Raw genomic sequence first — 15,477 nt, 5'->3', positions numbered from 1 at the left:
TATGGCCTTGATTGTAAAATTCGGTGTTAGTACCTGGCTATGGACTTCTCCTTTCAACAAGGAAACAGTCTCCCTTTTTCCAAAAATCAAGAATTATGGATACGATGCAGTAGAAATTCCTGTAGAAGATCCTGAATTGGTGGATCTAGCTGCGGTTAAAAAGGCCTTAGAGGATAATAGTTTAAGCGCCATCATCTGCGGCGCTTTTGGACTCAGCAGAGATTTTACACATGATGATCCTGCCTTCCATGATACTTGTTTTAAGTACATGGATCAATGCTTTGAAATTGCCAGTGAATTGGGAGCAAAGTTTGTGGCCGGTCCTATGTACTCTGCGGTCGGTAAAGCTAGGCTTGTGTCTCCTGAGCAAAAGAAAATCGAATGGGACAGAGCGGTTCAAAACCTCCGAAAAGTCTGTGGTAAAGCTAGAAATCATGGATTAGATATCGCGATTGAAACCTTGAATCGCTTTGAAACTGATTTAATTAATACTGCTGAGGAATTGGCTCAATTAATCCAAGATATCAATGAAAAAGAAGCCAAAGCCCTATTGGATGGATTTCATGTAAGCATTGAGGAGCCAGATATTGAAAAGGCCATTCAGAGAGTTGGGGATAAGCTAATTCATGTGCAGGTATCTGAAAATTACCGAGGTACACCGGGTACTGGACAAACAAATTGGGCCGCCTGGAAAAGAGGTTTGGAGTCTATTAATTACCAAGGAACAATTTCCATTGAAAGCTTTACTCCGAAAGTGAAGGAATTGGCAGGAGCTGTTTGTATTTGGAAGCCTTTGGTTCCTAGCCAAGATGGATTTGCTAAAGAGGGTCTGGAGTTCCTTAAAAAATGGGCTTCTGAGTAGAAAAAAGAAATGTTTAATTAGGACTATAACACTTTAAAACTAAAATAAGAATTTTTAAAAAATAAACCCATGAGTAAAAAACCTATTAACATAGCCATCATAGGACTTGGATTTGGAGCTGAGTTTATACCCATCTATCAGCAACACCCAATGGCGAATATGTATGCCATATGTCAAAGGAATCAGGAAAAAGCTGAGGCCATTGGAAAAGCCTTTGGTATTGAAAAGGTCTACACCGATTATGATGAATTGCTAAAGGATCCTGACATTGATGCAGTACATATCAATACACCTATTCAAAATCATGCAGAGCAGTCAATCAAAGCTCTTAAGGCACGAAAACATGTGGCTTGTACTGTTCCAATGGCGACCACGGTAGAAGAGTGTAGGCAGATCGTTGAATTGACAGAATCGACCGGTTTAACCTATATGATGATGGAAACGGTCGTATACAGCCGTGAATTTCTGTTTGTAAAAAAGCTTTATCAAAAGGGTGAGTTGGGAAAAATCCAGTTTTTAAGAGCCTCTCATCAGCAGGAAATGGCAGGATGGCCGGGATATTGGGAAGGCCTCCCTCCTATGCATTATGCAACTCACTGTGTGGGACCGGTATTGGCTTTACCACAAGCACAGGCTGAGTATGTATCATGTTTGGGTTCAGGTCGAATAGACGAAAATTTGATCCCAAAATACGGATCTCCATTTGCCATTGAAACCTGCCATATCAAGTTAAAAAACAGTGATTTGGCTGCCGAGGTTACTAGATCACTATTCAATACAGCTAGACAGTATAGAGAAAGTTTCGATGTATATGGTTCAAAAAAGTCCTTTGAATGGACCTTGATTGAGCATGAGGATTCTGTAATTCATACGGGAGAAGTTCCTGAAAAAGTTAAGATTCCTGATTACGCACATTTATTACCAGAAGGCATTCAAAAATTTACGACTCATGGGGTTTATGACTCTGATGAGAACCAGCACTTATCTTTTACCCAAGGATCTGGCCATGGAGGTTCTCATCCCCATTTGGTTCATGAGTTTCTAAGCGCCCTTCAAGAAGAGCGAGCACCCTATCCTGATGCCAGAGAATCAGCCAACATCACTTGTGTAGGTATTTTGGCTCATGAATCTGCTATGGAAGGAGGAAAAATCAAATATTTACCTGAGTTCACACTCAAAAAGACCTAAACCTAAATAACCTATTGTACAAAAGCTGATCTTTCTAAGGTCAGCTTTTTTTGTGTTAAGGTTTGATTAATAAATAGTTGAAGGCTCAATCAAAAACAAGGTCAATATAAAACAAAAAACCACCCATTTCTGAGTGGTTTTTGAGCCCCTTGCCGGGATCACCCCGATAGCTATCGGGGCAGCGACCTACTGACCATTATCTTTATATTTTTCAATTAATCTCTCTGAAATCTCTGGATATTTTTTCAAGTTTTCCAGGTAAACTTTATTCTTAGCCTTTTTTAAATGGCTTTCAATCTTGATTCCCTGACTTCTAGAAGAACATATAATCAAATGAAAAATTTCCCAATCATCTGCGAATTTGGTTGAGGCACTTGAAAAAAAATGATTGTTATGTTCAATCAGTTGCCTGTCAATATCTTCCGTTTGACCAATATAAAATTTATCGTAGGAAGGAGAATAAATAACGTAAACAAAAAATTTAAAATCTGACATAATACAAAAAACCACTCATTTCTGAGTGGTTTTTGAGCCCCTTGCCGGGATCGCCCCGATAGCTATCGGGGCAGCGACCTACTGACCATTATCTTTATATTTTTCAATTAATCTCTCTGAAATCTCTGGATATTTTTTCAAGTTATTCAGGTAAACTTTATTCTTTGACTTTTTTAAATGGCTTTCTATCTTGATTGCCTGACTTCTAGACGAACATATAATCAAATGAAAAATTTCCCAATCATCTGCGAATTTGGTTGAGGCATTTGAAAAAAAATGATTGTTATGTTCAATCAGTCGCCTGTCAACATCTTCCGTTTGACCAATATAAAATTTATCGTAGGAAGGAGAATAAATGACGTAAACAAAAAATATAGAATCTGACATAATAAAAAAACCACCCATTTCTGAGTGGTTTTTGAGCCCCTTGCCGGGATCGAACCAGCGACCTACTGATTACAAGTCAGTTGCTCTACCAGCTGAGCTAAAGAGGCGTTCCTTAATTGTGATGCAAATATAGCCTGATCATCTTTTCACTCCAAACACTCAGGAATTAAAATTTAGCTATATTCTCTATCTCACTTATTCTGAGTGAGATTAATTTAAAACTCCCTTAAAATGGAAAGCTTCTTCTTCAGTTTTTCGATTTCTTCCTCTGCTTTCTGAATCTTCACATCAAACTGGTCTTTCAATTTGTCTGCAGTTTTTGAAGCAGCGAAAAACTCCAAGTTGTTTTTCCACAAGGTGATATTATTTTCCAAATCAGAAATCTGCTTTCTGATGCCATGTTCTTTCTTATTCAAGGTCTTCACAGCATTTGGATCGGATTGAATTCTATTCAAATTCAATCTGAACAAGAAGTCTTCACGATCGAAGTCATCATCCAATTTCTCCAAATAAGCATCTACAGCAGCCTTAAACTGTGCCTGAATATCTTTCATATTCTTTCTTGGCACAAAACCAATCTCGTTGAATTTCCCAACATACTCAGTCAGTTCTTCTTCGCTCGGATTTTCTTTGGAAGCTTTGATAATTTCATCACAAACAGCCTGCTTAGCCTTGTAATTCGCTTCGTACTCCTGATTTGCCTGCTTATTGGAATTCCTTCTGTTATCGAAGAAAGTATCACAGGCAGTCTTGAATCGCTTGTATAGATTATCTCTGCTTTTCTCCGGAGTTGGCCCCAACTTCTTCCATTCCTGCTGTAAGGCAATCATAGAATTGGCCGTATTTTGCCAATCTGTAGAATCTTTTAACTCTTCTGCCTTTTGAATTAACTCTTCAGCTTTGGCTTGGTTTGTAGCACGGATTTCATCGAGCTCCTTGAAGAACAGGTTTTTATTATGGAAGAATTTCTTGAAAGCAGTCCAAAAGGCTTTGTTGATTTCTCTACCTGATTCCCTAGGAACAGGGCCGATTTTCTCCCAGCTTTTTTGGATATCAAGAATCTCTTTGGTTTTAGTATTCCAGTCTTTGATTCTTTCAGCTTTGAAATCAGAGAAAGCATTTAACTTTTCGATCAAAGCTTCTTTCTCATTCTGATTCTTTTTAAAAACCTCTTTCTGGCTTTCGTAGAACTCTTTTCTTCTGTCGTAAACAGCATCAGAGGCAGCCTTAAAACGCTTCCAAAGTTCTTCCTGCTCCTCTCTCGGAACAGGTCCTATATGTTTAAACTCTTCGTGAAGCTCATTAAGCGCCTTGATAGCCTCTTTTAGATCCGGCATATCTTTCAAGGCTTCTGCCTTCTCACATAACTCCAGTTTGCTTTCCAGATTTTTCTTCCTGTCCAACTCTTTTAACTCGAAATAGATGCTTCTATTATCATAGAATCTATCCATCAAGGCATTGTAGCTGGCCCAAAGGCTTCTATTTTGCGCAGCAGGAACAGGTCCTATAGACTTCCATTCCTCCTGAATTGATTTGATTGCATTGATGCTGAGCGTAGTCTCTTCCCCATCGACCAATTCACGAAGTTTATTGAGAATTTCGGTCTTAGCGTCTAGATTTTTCTCTTTCTGCTTTTCGGCTTCTTTTCGAATGGAAGAAACCTGCTTTTTGAACTCGTAATAGTAGGTAATGAAATCTCTCTCCTCATCGGAAGGTCTGAAGTCAAAATCGTCCTCAGTTCCACCTTCAGCTTTAAATTTTTCTAAAGCCTCATCACGCTCCTTATGAGTATACTCGTCGAAAGCAGCTTTGATAGTATTCACCATCTTTTCAAGCTTCAGTGGGCTTGAACTCTCTTTGGTCTTTTCTTTAAGAAGCTTTACTAATTCGGCTTTGGATAAATTTTCTATATCCAAATCCTCATCGTGATGATCCTCCTCTTCCTCCTCATCAGTTTCATCCAATTCAGAAGTGACTGTTGCATCTTCTTCTTTGGCTTCAACTACTTCAGGTTCAGAAGTCTTCTCCTCAGCACTAGGCTCGGGAGCCGCTTCTTTGCTTTCTACATCTGAACTCTCTTTTTCAGATGAGTTTTCTACTTCTTTCTCTTTACCCTTGGCTTCCGGAGATTCGGAAGCTGAGGTCACCTTGTCCTTGTCGGACAAATCATTACTTTTCTCAGTCATAAAAACACTACTATTTCAAGGCAATATGGGCAAAAGTAGGGATTTTGCCTAATTTAATCTTGGGTCAGTGGGATAATTTGCAATCAATTTAAACTCCCCTCCCATATTTTTTAAAAGGCTTTTCCAAAGCTCTTCCGGAGAATAATTGAATGCTGTGATATTTAATTCTTCTTTGCAGACAATCCAGGTGTTTTCTGTAAGCTCATCTGTCAGTTGACCAGGCGCCCAACCGGAATATCCCAAAAAGAATCGAATTGATTCTAAATCGAAGGTTCCTGTTTTCAATCTGGACTTCAACTCCTCAAAATCACCTCCCCACCAGAGCTTTTCTCCAATTTGAATACTCTCGCTTAGCTGTTTATCACCACAATAAACAAAATGTAATGTGTTCTGTTCAACCGGACCTCCCACGTAAACTTCTAGGTCCAGAAAATCAAAACCTTCCACAATTTCATTCAACCTAAGAATGGATGGTTTATTGAACACCAATCCAAAGCTCCCTTCAGAATTATGCTCGCATAACAGAACTACAGAACGAGAAAAATTCTCGTCCTGCAAAAAAGGCTCAGAGATTAACAAATCTCCCGCTTGAGGTGTTGGAAGGTTGGATTCACTCATTTCCGCAAAAAGATTATTTCAGGAAAAATATATGCCTAAATTTTATAAATGCAATGCTCATTGTACTTTTATTCTGTTAAAATTTATACCAATCCCCTACTATGGATATTTCATCAATACGTAAAGATTACACCCTAAAGTCTCTGGATATCAGCGATATAAATAAAGATCCATTTAAGCAATTTAAGACTTGGTTAGAAGAAGCTGTTGAATCTCAGGTACTTGAAGTAAATGCCATGACCTTATCCACAGTAGGTTTGGATGGGAATCCAAATGGCCGAGTGGTCCTGCTCAAGGATTTAGATTATGGCTTTGTATTTTTCACAAATTACTCGAGCGAGAAAGGTCAAGAGTTGGCCAATAACCCTAAAGCATCTCTGACATTTTTTTGGGCAGAGCTTGAAAGGCAGGTTAGAGTGACTGGAAAAGTGGAAAAAATCAGCGAAGCTGAATCAGACGAGTATTTCTTTAGCAGGCCCCAGGGATCTCAAATTGGAGCTTGGACATCACCTCAGAGTAAGAAAATTAGCTCCAGAGAGGTTTTGGATGAAAACCAAGAGGCGGTTGAGGAAAGATTTAAATCAGAAAAAATGATCCGTCCACCACACTGGGGAGGATACAGAGTTATACCATCCAAAATTGAGTTTTGGCAAGGAAGACCTAGCAGATTACATGACAGAATCTTATTCGAAAGAACTGAAAGTGGAAGTTGGATAATCTCCAGACTTGCTCCCTGATTATTTTAAATCAAATAAATCAGTAGCTCCAATCATTCGTTCTACAGTAAACCCTTCTCCATAAGTGGTCATAATCCTGTGTCCCATTTCTCTAGCTCGAGCTTCAACAAATGGCAAAAAATCAGGATTTGAAATAAAGCTTTCAGGCTCCTGACTGTTGGGATCATGAAACTGAGATTGAAAAGCTAAAATACTTTCCACTTTGGTGTCCCAGAAATCTGTGATATCCACCACAAAGTCAGGCTCTATGTAATTATTTTGAATATAGTGATAAACAAACTTGGGTCTCCAAGCTTGCTGCGCCTTTCCGTCCAATTCAGTTTCAATCCTTCTCAATCCACTCATGAAACAGGAGTTTGTGGCTAGATCTGAGCCTTTACCGTGATCAGGATGCCTATCAGTAACTGCGTTAGCTAAAACTATATCTGGTTGATATTTTCGGATGATCTTGATAAGCTCTAATTGATGCTCCTGGTTATCCTGGAAAAAAATGTCCTTAAAGCCCATATTTTCCCGAGCAAATAATCCTAATATTTCAGCAGCCTTGTTGGCCTCTTCAATTCTCAATTCGGGAGTACCTCTGGTCCCCATCTCTCCTGCTGTCAGGTCAACGATACCTACTTTGTACCCTTTTGCAATATGCGCAGCAATTGTTCCCGAGCAACCTAATTCCGCATCATCTGGATGCGCCGCTATTACCAAAATATCCAGCTTCATCTTATTTATCGCACTCTTAGATTTTGTCCAATTCTTAATATTGACCTAGAAGTGATGCCATTCAATTTAGTCAATGTACTAACTGAAACGCCATACCTTCTAGCAATGGAGCCTAAAGTATCTCCACTTTTCACCCTGTGATAGGCTCTTGCTCTAGCTTGAGCTACATGAGAAAATGTATCTGAAGTCAACAAAAATTCTTGGTTAAGAATTCGGTATTCCTTGAAATCATATACATTTTCAGGATCAAAAGGCTGACCTCTATACCTTAATTCATAATGTAAGTGAGATCCTGTACTTCTACCGGTATTTCCTCCCTTGGCAATTAATTCACCGGCTTTTACTTCTTGACCAACCTCCACCAAATACTTGGATAAATGCCCATAAAGGGTTTCAAGTCCATTTTTATGCCTGATTACTAAATAATAACCATAGCCATATCGATCATAGGATCGAACTCTAACAATGCCATCGAAAGTACTATATACAGGGTCGCCGGTATTTAGGTCTAGATCAGTTCCGTAATGCCATCTTCTCCATCTATAGCCAAAGGGAGAAGTAATGGGTGTTTGATCCAAAGGCATACTCCAATTGTAACCAAAAAATGGATCGTATAATCTGATTTTTACAGAGTCTTGAAAGCTTTTGATATCAAAGTCGTAGATATCGATTTTTTTAGAGTCCCAAGCAGAAAAATATTCATAAGCCGTCACCCAAATACTGTCTATTTGAATTTGTTCAGACACCTTCACTAATCGGTTGGTAGGTGCCCAGATCATCACATTTTGATCTTCAGCTATGATTGATCGAACCTTTCCCAGGTTCACATTATTTTCAAAAATCATGGAATCCGTCACTGTAGAAAGCGTTCTCAGATAAGATTCCTGGTCAAATCCTCTCAACTCAATGTTTTTCCTTTCTTGAGGAACAACAGGAGTTGTATTGGAATTTCTCTTGATAATCTTAGGAAAAATTTGAGCATTAGACTGGGTAAGTCCAATGCTCAAAAATATTCCGCAAATAAGTATCAGTCTAAGATACCTCATGAATTCATTTAATGATTTTCAGTTTCGGCCAAATACCGCTCTGCATCCAAAGCTGCCATACAGCCAGTTCCCGCTGCTGTGACTGCCTGCCTATAGATATTATCCTGGGCATCTCCGCATGCGAAAACACCTTCCACATTAGTCCTGGTACTTCCAGGAATGGTCTTGATATATCCAGCATCATCCATATGGATGAATTTTTTGAATACCTCGGTGTTTGGTTGATGACCAATAGCAACAAAGAAGCCAGAAATTTTAATTTCCCTTTTTTCTCCTGTTATATTATCTAAAATTCTTACTCCGGTCACTTCATCCTCACCCAAAATCTCATCTGTTTCAGTATTCCAGAGAATTTCAATTTTAGGATTATTCATTACACGTTTTTGCATGATTTGAGATGCTCTCATCTCTCCTCTTCTTACCAACATGTAAACTTTGCTACAAATATTAGCCAAATAAGAAGCTTCCTCACAAGCTGTATCTCCTGCTCCTACAATCGCCACTTCCTGACCTCTGAAGAAAAATCCATCACAGACTGCACAGGCAGAAACTCCTTTTCCATTCAATCTATTTTCACTTTCCAGTCCTAACCATTTTGCTGAGGCTCCAGTGGAAATAATCACAGTATCTGCTAGGACTTTTACTTGATCGTCCACCGTCACCACATGGGGTTTGACAGAAAAGTCCACATCTGTCACCATACCATATCGAACTTTAGTTCCAAAACGCTCGGCTTGTTTTCTAAAGTCTTCCATCATTTCCGGACCCATGATTCCATCTGGATAACCTGGATAGTTTTCTACATCAGTAGTGATGGTTAATTGTCCTCCTGGTTGTCCTCCGGTGTACAAAATCGGACTTAAACCTGCTCTGGAAGCATAAATGGCTGCTGTATAGCCTGCCGGTCCTGATCCAATAATCAGAACTTTGACTCTTTCAATTTCTTGACTCATCAACGAATTGTGTTAAATCGGGTAAATTTTGATATTTCTAGTTTGCCAACAAAACCGGGATAAGTTAAAATTCCCAAAAGTGATTTTATATTATTGGTAATCACTTCAATTTATTTTGAAGTACAAACTTCTAAAAATAAAAAAAGGGGCTTGAAACCCCTTTTTATTTTATCCCAGATAAGGCTTCAAGGTCTTACTTCTGGATGTATGTCTCAGCCTTCGAATGGCCTTTTCTTTGATTTGCCTTACACGCTCTCGGGTCAGATTGAATTTTTCACCAATCTCTTCCAAAGTCATTGCATGCTCTCCGTTTAAACCAAAGTACAAGGTAATCACATCAGCTTCTCTTTGAGTAAGCGTAGAGAGTGCTCTTTGAACCTCTTTTCTTAAAGAGTCATTCATCAAGCCATCATCTGGCTTCTCATCTCCATCATTTTCCAAAACGTCCAAAAGGCTGTTTTCTTCACCCTGAACGAAAGGAGCATCCATTGAAACGTGTCTACCTGAAATTTTCATGGTATCCACAACTTCAGATGCAGTCACTTCCAATACTTCAGCAAGTTCTTCAGGAGAAGGCTCTCTTTCGAACTTCTGCTCCAATTCACTGAAAGTTTTGGAAATTTTATTCAAGGAACCTACCCTGTTCAAAGGAAGTCTTACAATACGGGATTGCTCTGCCAATGCCTGAAGGATAGATTGTCTAATCCACCAAACAGCATAGGAGATAAATTTAAATCCACGTGTTTCATCAAATCTTTGGGCAGCCTTAATCAAACCTAAGTTGCCCTCATTGATCAAATCTCCCAAAGAGAGCCCTTGGTTCTGATATTGCTTGGCTACAGAAACTACGAATCGAAGGTTGGCTTTAGTCAATTTTTCCAGTGCAAGTTGATCGCCTTCCCGGATTCTTTTTGCTAAAACTACCTCTTCGTCTGCTGTTAACAGATCTACCTTACCAATCTCCTGTAGATACTTATCTAAGGATTGGCTTTCTCTGTTGGTAATCTGTTTGCTAATTTTTAGCTGCCTCATTCAGAAATATTATTGGTGTAATTGAATTTAAGATAATGAATTTAATAAATAGAAGCTTAGGACTGAGCTTTTGGTTCCTGTTTTTCAGGTTTTGGTAATAAAACCTTTCTGGATAGCTTAAACTTACCTGTCTTTTTGTCGACATCGATCAGCTTCACCACGATCTCTTCACCTGGTTCAAGCACCCCGTCCATACTTTCAAGACGCTCCCATTTAATCTCGGATATATGAAGTAAACCATCTTTACCCGGCATAAATTCCACAAACGCTCCAAATGGTTGAATATTCTTTACTTTTCCAGTATAAGTCTCTCCTATTTCTGGCTGAGCAACGATTGCTTTGATTCTGCTCAATGCTGCATTTAAGTTGTCCTGGTTAGCAGAGAATACATTGATCTTACCTTGGTTATCGATTTCTTCGATCACGATAGTAGTGTTTGTATCCTTTTGCATTTCCTGAATCACCTTTCCTCCAGGTCCAATCACAGCGCCAATCAATTCTTTAGGAATCATCATGGTATAGGATCTTGGAGTATGTGGCTTCAAATCAGACTTAGGTGTAGCCAAAGTCTTGGAAATTTCTTCTAGAATGTGTAGCCTTCCCTCTTTTGCCTGATATAATGCTTCTTTCAAAACACTATAATCCAAACCTTCTACTTTAAGGTCCATCTGACATGCAGTGATTCCTTTTTCAGTACCGGTCACTTTGAAGTCCATATCACCCAAGTGATCCTCATCTCCGAGAATATCAGATAAAATGGAATAATTTCCAGTTTTGGCATCAGAGATCATTCCCATTGCTATACCTGTTACTGGAGCTTTGATTTGAATACCTGCATCCATCAAGGCAAGTGAACCTGCACAAACTGTAGCCATGGAAGATGATCCATTTGACTCAAGAATGTCTGATACGATTCTAATGGTATAAGGGTTCTCATTTTCAGGAGGTAACACTTTCTTCAAGGCTCTCATAGCCAAGTTACCGTGACCTACTTCTCTTCTACCTGGACCTCTGTTTGGTTTCACCTCACCGGTAGAGAAACCTGGGAAGTTGTAATGCAAAAAGAATTTGTTGAATCCTGAAAGAACAGCTCCATCTACCATTTGCTCGTCCATCTTGGTACCGAGCGTACAGGTAGTTACTGATTGAGTTTCCCCTCTGGTAAATACAGCTGAACCATGAGCAGATGGCAAATAATCAACGACTGACCAAATAGGTCTGATCTCATTGAGTTTTCTTCCATCTAACCTTTTCTTTTCATTTAAAGTAAGGTTTCTCGCTGCTTCCTTATGGATTTTATGGAAATATGGTCCGATCAAAGAGGCTTCAAACTCATGCTCTTCACCTAAACTTTCTACAAACTCGTCTTTAATGGCTTTGATCAATTCAGATCTCTCTGACTTGTTAGCAATTTGCTTGCTTACAGAATTGTATAATTTATCATACAATTCAGCTTTCATTTTGTCATACAATGCAGAATCAGACTTCTCATGAGAGTACTCACGCTTCTGTTCTTTTCCTACAAGTTTGGTAAGCTCCATCTGAGCTTCACAATGTCTTTTGATTTCTTCATGGGCAAATTGCATAGCCTCTACCATCTCGTCTTCTGAGATTTCGTTGGCTTCACCTTCCACCATCAAGATGTAGTCCAATGATCCGGCTACTATAAATTCCAAGCTAGCTTTCTCTAATTCAACTGGCTTAGGGTTGATGATCAATTTTCCATCCACTTTAGCAACTCTTACCTCAGAAATAGGTCCGTTGAACGGAATATCTGAAACTGCTAAAGCTGCAGAAGCGGCTAAACCTGCCAATGCATCAGGCAATACTTCTTCGTCAGAGGACATCAAAGTAATAGCTACTTGAGTATCTGCATGATAATCGTCTGGAAAAATTGGTCTGATAGCTCTATCGACAATTCTTGAGATCAATATCTCATAGTCAGAAAGTCTACCCTCTCTTTTCAAAAATCCTCCCGGGATTTTTCCGGAAGCAGCAAATTTTTCTTGGTAATCCACAGAAAGCGGTAAAAAGTCTACACCTTCTAAAGCTTCTTTCTTTGAAACAACTGTAGCCAATAACATGGCTTTTCCCATCCGCACAACAACAGAACCGTCTGCCTGCTTGGCAAGAGCTCCTGTTTCAATAGTAATTTCTCTACCATCCTGAAGGGTGATGGTCTTAGTGATTAAGTTTGGTAACATAAATTATGATTAGTAATACTTCTTTCGTTTTAAAAATAAACGCATCCAGCTAAAAAAGAAAAAAGTAAGGTTCTCAGTTTAGAGAACCTTACTAAAGGGTTATTTTCTGATTCCTAACTCGGCGATGATCGCTCTGTATCGCTCGATGTCTTTTTTCATGAGGTAGTCAAGTAAGCTTCTTCTCTTACCTACCAACTTCAACAAACCTAATCTTGAGGAGTGATCCTTCTTATTTGACTTCAAATGCTCAGTCAAATGCTTGATTCTGTGAGTGAAGAGGGCAATCTGTGATTCAGGAGATCCTGTATCAGTAGCAGATTTTAACCTTCCATGATTCTTAAACAACTCTTGTTTTGTCTCTGATGTTAAATACATGTTTAGCTAAATTAATTAAAACAGCTACAAAGGTAAGGCTATTATTCTAAAAATAAAATATCAAGAATGAACAGTTCTCTTTTCTTTGAAGCGTTTTCTTACCCCTTTCCACCATTCTATGTAAAAGTCCGGTTCAAATAATCTGGCATCTTTCCTTGCCTGCTTCAAAAAGAACAATCCGAAAGGAAGTAGCATCAGACAGGAAAACCATGTTCCCAGGAAAGGATCAGTAACGCCTTCCTTCGCCCATTTCTCTCCGGTGATGGTCAGCATATAATAGACTATAAAGAAAATGATTGAAACTAGCACAGGCATCCCTAAGCCTCCTTTTTTGATGATGGCACCCAGCGGAGCACCTATCAAAAACATCACAAAACACGCAAAAGCTTGAGTATATTTTTGATACCAAGCTATCTCATATCTCCTAAACTCCTTCTGATGATTTTCAATCTGAATTTTTTTGATATTAAAATTATTTTTCAGGCTTCTAGCATTATTTAATGCCATAGTAAGAGCATTGGACTGATAGCCTTTTTTGAAAACCACTGAGTCGATTTTAGCCTTTTCTTCCTCTGACAAAGGATCTGTTCTTCGTATCTTCTTTGGCTGCTCCTGAATATCTTCTTGAGGGTTCTCAACCAATTCCTCAGCATCTAACTCGATATTTTCTAGATTTCTCCTCTGAATTTTTCTGTTGGAAACTTTCGCCTGAAAAAGTGAATCTGATTTGGATACAGAGCTTGAGTTTCTAACTGAAAGAGTTTTTGAGCTATCCGGTTTGAACTCTAACCTAGACTCAGGTTTGGTAGCCAAAATAGTACTGGTATCAGGTTTATTTTTCAGGTTTTCTAAGGAATCAGCAAATTCTCTGTTTTTTCTTGCCTTCTGAACCCTCAGTGAATCATCCTCCGCTTTTCTTTCCATAATTTTATCCAGTGGATCCAAATTACGATCTCGGGTGAAGAATGGATATATACTAGAAGCTGTTCTGTAGTTCTGAAATTGCTCGTCGTTAACCAAGGTGGAGATGGAATCTAATCCCACCTTTATTTCCGAAATGTTTTTGATTGCTCTATTAGTAGACCAAAGATCCTCAGGTGTTCTACTCAACTGAAAAGCATCCATATCGAAAATGATGACGTTTTCATCAAAAGTGGTGCGATTGAATTCTACCGGTTTTTCTGAAATCCCACGAGTGGCTCTTGCCTCTTTATAATTGGTACCTTTATATAAGGTGAGTCTCATGTAATTTTCGTTAAAAAATTTTTCCATGCGACCGGAATCTGCAATGGTCACATCCAAATTCCCCAATGCATCATTATGATTGTAGATAATAATATCTTTCAAGTCATTATCTCCGATTTTTTGATTGACTTTAATACTATAACCTGGGATACCTGCATAAAAAATCCCTTCTCTAATATCAAGAGCAGGAGACTTCATCCGAATGTCATAAAGTAAGCTGAAGGTTTTCAGATTGACTTTAGGTACCAAGAAATTATTGGATAAGAAGGCAGCAATTACCAAAAAGACGGTAAATATGGCTATCGGCCTTAAAGCCCGAACAAGTGAAATACCGGAACTTTTGATGGCTGTCAGTTCAAAGTGTTCTCCCAAGTTCCCGAAAGTCATCAAACTTGAAAGTAATACCGCCAATGGCAAGGCCATCGGAGAAATAGACACTACGAAATAGCCGATCAATTCGGCATAAATCCAAAAACCCAGCCCTTTGCCGAAAATTTCATCGAAATATTTCAGCATGTTGACGATTAATAGGATAAAGTCAACAACAACAAAAGTCAATAAAAATGGGCCTATGAAAGACCCAAGTATAAGTTTGTCTATTTTTTTCATGACACCTCTTCTACCCTGCTTCTAAACGAAACATAGATATGGATGTTCAAAGTTGCTAAAATCATTGAAATTAACCTCCAATTATCTCTTTCAATTTGGAAATTAAGCCATCCCAGATAGCCACCAGTTCATCTTCTTCATAGCTATCAGAATAATCAATAACCTTTAAGAAAAGAGATTGTGTCAATTCATTTTCTTCCAATTTGAACTCTATATAGGCATGATCACTTTCATATGGATCTTTGGGGTCGAAAAACTCAAATTTTACATGAGAATTGATGCGCAAGGAAGCAACTCGGGCATAATGCTCCTCATTGTCAAAGTCAAAGATGAAAACTTTGTCTTCATTGATCCGAACTCCCTCTGCAAACCATTCCTCCAAGCCACTTGCGGTACTCAAATATTGGAAAACAATTTTCCTTGACGCATTGATTTGATAATCAGCAACAAACTTATTTTTAACCATGATTTCTAAATTTTCTTAGATGAAAATTTCATTTTTTACAGAACGTCAACTTGCATTTAACAGTACAAGACCTCATATTTGCATTCCCATTCGCGAGGGAGGTTTACTGGATGAAAATAAAGATTTTCAGCCTTGAAATATTGAATTTCGACTGTGTCTTAATATAGGCATTAATTACAATATTCAATATCTAAAAATTATTAAAAGAAATTCTGGCGAGGTATCCCGATAGTTATCGGGAGCAGGACACGGGCCTGCCTGTCGCAGACAGGTTCAACTCCCAACGTATTGAAATAGTGATTAAAAAAATTCTGGCGAGGTAGCTCAGTTGGTTAGAGCGCAGGATTCATATCCGCC

15 protein-coding genes and 1 tRNA gene are annotated in these 15,477 nt (G+C 38.7%); 3 read left to right on the top strand and 13 right to left on the bottom strand.

The features are described 5' to 3' along the window. The first annotated feature begins 1 nt into the window (after position 1). On the top strand, positions 2 to 862 hold the full coding sequence (locus BM073_RS04080; RefSeq protein ID WP_091650720.1) for a sugar phosphate isomerase/epimerase family protein: 861 nt from the start codon (positions 2 to 4) through the stop codon (positions 860 to 862). Between the two features lie 69 nt (positions 863 to 931). Further along, positions 932 to 2,050 (top strand): Gfo/Idh/MocA family oxidoreductase, encoded by a 1,119-nt coding sequence (locus BM073_RS04075; RefSeq protein WP_091650717.1) that lies wholly within the window; start codon positions 932 to 934, stop codon positions 2,048 to 2,050. 186 nt (positions 2,051 to 2,236) lie between these two features. Here the strand turns inward: BM073_RS04075 and BM073_RS04070 are convergent, their stop codons facing one another. The 5 genes from BM073_RS04070 to BM073_RS04050 all read right to left on the bottom strand — a co-directional run bounded on the left by BM073_RS04070 (position 2,237) and on the right by BM073_RS04050 (position 5,736). Continuing rightward, positions 2,237 to 2,545, bottom strand: a complete 309-nt coding sequence (locus BM073_RS04070; protein WP_091650715.1) for a GIY-YIG nuclease family protein — start codon at positions 2,543 to 2,545, stop codon at positions 2,237 to 2,239. A 78-nt stretch (positions 2,546 to 2,623) separates the two neighbouring features. Then, a complete protein-coding gene (locus tag BM073_RS04065; RefSeq protein ID WP_245756363.1) occupies positions 2,624 to 2,950 on the bottom strand; it encodes a GIY-YIG nuclease family protein in 327 nt (108 codons plus the stop codon). A 16-nt stretch (positions 2,951 to 2,966) separates the two neighbouring features. Next, positions 2,967 to 3,039: transfer RNA gene (locus BM073_RS04060), tRNA-Thr, on the bottom strand. A gap of 108 nt (positions 3,040 to 3,147) precedes the next feature. Next, a complete protein-coding gene (locus BM073_RS04055) occupies positions 3,148 to 5,118 on the bottom strand; it encodes a DUF349 domain-containing protein (protein ID WP_091650710.1) in 1,971 nt (656 codons plus the stop codon). Between the two features lie 48 nt (positions 5,119 to 5,166). Next, positions 5,167 to 5,736, bottom strand: coding sequence for a YqgE/AlgH family protein (locus BM073_RS04050; RefSeq protein WP_091650708.1), 570 nt, complete (start codon positions 5,734 to 5,736; stop codon positions 5,167 to 5,169). A gap of 101 nt (positions 5,737 to 5,837) precedes the next feature. On the opposite strand from BM073_RS04050, the gene pdxH reads away from it, so the two are divergent. After that, positions 5,838 to 6,473 carry a pyridoxamine 5'-phosphate oxidase gene (pdxH, locus tag BM073_RS04045; protein WP_091650705.1) on the top strand — a complete coding sequence of 212 codons (636 nt, stop codon included), beginning with the start codon at positions 5,838 to 5,840 and terminating at the stop codon, positions 6,471 to 6,473. Here pdxH and bshB1 read toward each other — a convergent pair whose 3' ends face one another. From bshB1 to BM073_RS04005, 8 genes are all read right to left on the bottom strand, one after another. Then, positions 6,474 to 7,190, bottom strand: a complete 717-nt coding sequence (gene bshB1, locus BM073_RS04040; RefSeq protein WP_091650703.1) for a bacillithiol biosynthesis deacetylase BshB1 — start codon at positions 7,188 to 7,190, stop codon at positions 6,474 to 6,476. A 5-nt stretch (positions 7,191 to 7,195) separates the two neighbouring features. Then, a complete protein-coding gene (locus BM073_RS04035; RefSeq protein ID WP_091650700.1) occupies positions 7,196 to 8,236 on the bottom strand; it encodes a LysM peptidoglycan-binding domain-containing M23 family metallopeptidase in 1,041 nt (346 codons plus the stop codon). A gap of 8 nt (positions 8,237 to 8,244) precedes the next feature. Continuing rightward, entirely contained in the window at positions 8,245 to 9,189 is a 945-nt protein-coding gene (gene trxB / locus BM073_RS04030; protein WP_091650697.1) for a thioredoxin-disulfide reductase, read from the bottom strand. A 168-nt stretch (positions 9,190 to 9,357) separates the two neighbouring features. Next, positions 9,358 to 10,221: a sigma-70 family RNA polymerase sigma factor gene (locus tag BM073_RS04025; protein WP_026954085.1), complete on the bottom strand. Its 864-nt coding sequence runs from the start codon at positions 10,219 to 10,221 to the stop codon at positions 9,358 to 9,360. A 56-nt stretch (positions 10,222 to 10,277) separates the two neighbouring features. Then, positions 10,278 to 12,425 carry a polyribonucleotide nucleotidyltransferase gene (gene pnp / locus BM073_RS04020; protein ID WP_091650694.1) on the bottom strand — a complete coding sequence of 716 codons (2,148 nt, stop codon included), beginning with the start codon at positions 12,423 to 12,425 and terminating at the stop codon, positions 10,278 to 10,280. A 99-nt stretch (positions 12,426 to 12,524) separates the two neighbouring features. Then, positions 12,525 to 12,800, bottom strand: a complete 276-nt coding sequence (gene rpsO / locus BM073_RS04015) for a 30S ribosomal protein S15 (protein ID WP_091650692.1) — start codon at positions 12,798 to 12,800, stop codon at positions 12,525 to 12,527. 60 nt (positions 12,801 to 12,860) lie between these two features. Then, the gene (locus BM073_RS04010) at positions 12,861 to 14,654 is read right to left on the bottom strand and encodes an LptF/LptG family permease (protein WP_091650689.1); all 1,794 of its coding nucleotides are present in this window, start codon (positions 14,652 to 14,654) and stop codon (positions 12,861 to 12,863) included. A gap of 70 nt (positions 14,655 to 14,724) precedes the next feature. Continuing rightward, a complete protein-coding gene (locus BM073_RS04005; RefSeq protein WP_091650686.1) occupies positions 14,725 to 15,120 on the bottom strand; it encodes an START-like domain-containing protein in 396 nt (131 codons plus the stop codon). Between the last annotated feature and the right edge of the window lie 357 nt (positions 15,121 to 15,477).

Source organism: Algoriphagus ornithinivorans, assembly GCF_900115305.1.
GTDB lineage: Bacteria > Bacteroidota > Bacteroidia > Cytophagales > Cyclobacteriaceae > Algoriphagus > Algoriphagus ornithinivorans.
The sequence above is the reverse complement of the archived record's forward strand: the minus strand, read 5'-3'. Positions and strand labels throughout refer to the sequence as shown.